This is a genomic window from Candidatus Saccharimonadia bacterium (assembly GCA_035544015.1).
Taxonomy (GTDB): Bacteria; Patescibacteriota; Saccharimonadia; order UBA4664; family UBA4664; genus UBA5169.
In genome coordinates this window covers 1-1002 of sequence record DATKIP010000099.1, presented here as the reverse complement: position 1 = coordinate 1002, position 1002 = coordinate 1, and the positions used below count along the sequence as shown (strand labels likewise).

Sequence of the window (1002 nt, the reverse complement as noted above, 5' to 3'; positions counted from 1 at the left end):
GGGTTTCGGCGGCTAAGCGGTCGCCGGCGTCTTCTGAGGGGAGGCCCTCCTTGGAGTTGCGAAGGTTGGCCTCGGTGATGCCCTTTTCGCCCATGGCTTTGGCGTAGGCTTGCTCGCGGCGGAGGTCGGCGGATTCGTTGGCACCAAGCAGTTTGGTGGCCATCTTTCCCCGCACCGGTATACCGGCCCGGGCATAGCGAGCGTTTGAGCGAGTTCGAAGACCTTTTTGCTGTAGTTTGAGGGCGGCCTTTTGGGCTCCGGTGGCATTTTTTATCGGGTCATCGAGAGCCTTAGCGGCATCGCCCAGCCTCCGCCCTTTATAGAGATTATTCCGCTCCCGATTAGCCGCAGCATCCTTGGCGCGGTCGGAGTCTTTGCCGAAGCGCTTGTCGGCGGCGCCGGTGAGGCGGTTAATGCCGCCAACGCCGGCCGCGAGGCCGGTGCCGGCGAGCTTAAAGGCAAAGGGGACGGCAAACAGCGGCAGGATGAGGCCAAAGATCTCAAACAGGGGTTTGACGAAGTCGGTGCCCGTACCGGTGGTGGCGCCGGCAGCAGAGGCAAACAGACGGCCGATTTCAAACAGCAGCATGATGAGGGGGTACATCAGGACGAGGCGAATGAGGTCGTTGGCCCCCCGCCGGGCCCATTTCTCGGTGTTGGGCAGCACCCAGGCGAGGCAGATGAAGGGACTTAAGATGACGAGGAGGATGATGAAGATCTTGCGGAAGATGAGGGTGAGGAAGACACCGACGAAGGCGATGAGGAGGGAAAGAACCGCCCCAAAGCCCACCGTAGCTGCTGCCCCGGCCAAAACAAACGTGGCGACAGTGGTGGCAGTGCCGAGGAAGAATTTGCTCGAAATGGAAGTCAAATCAATATCCGGCGGCGGTATGGCCTGGGACATGAGCGATACAATCCCCTGCCCCAGAATGTTGCCGATATCGATGATGATGGCACAGATATACCAGGAGAAGGGTACGAGGATGGCTCCGGCGATGAGGT

1 protein-coding gene is annotated in these 1002 nt (G+C 60.2%); it reads right to left on the bottom strand.

The window, feature by feature from the left end; all coding sequences use genetic code 11:
- Nucleotides 1-1002, bottom strand: a 1002-nt coding sequence (locus tag VMT30_08855) for a hypothetical protein (GenBank protein ID HVQ45037.1), incomplete at both ends; no start/stop codon positions are given.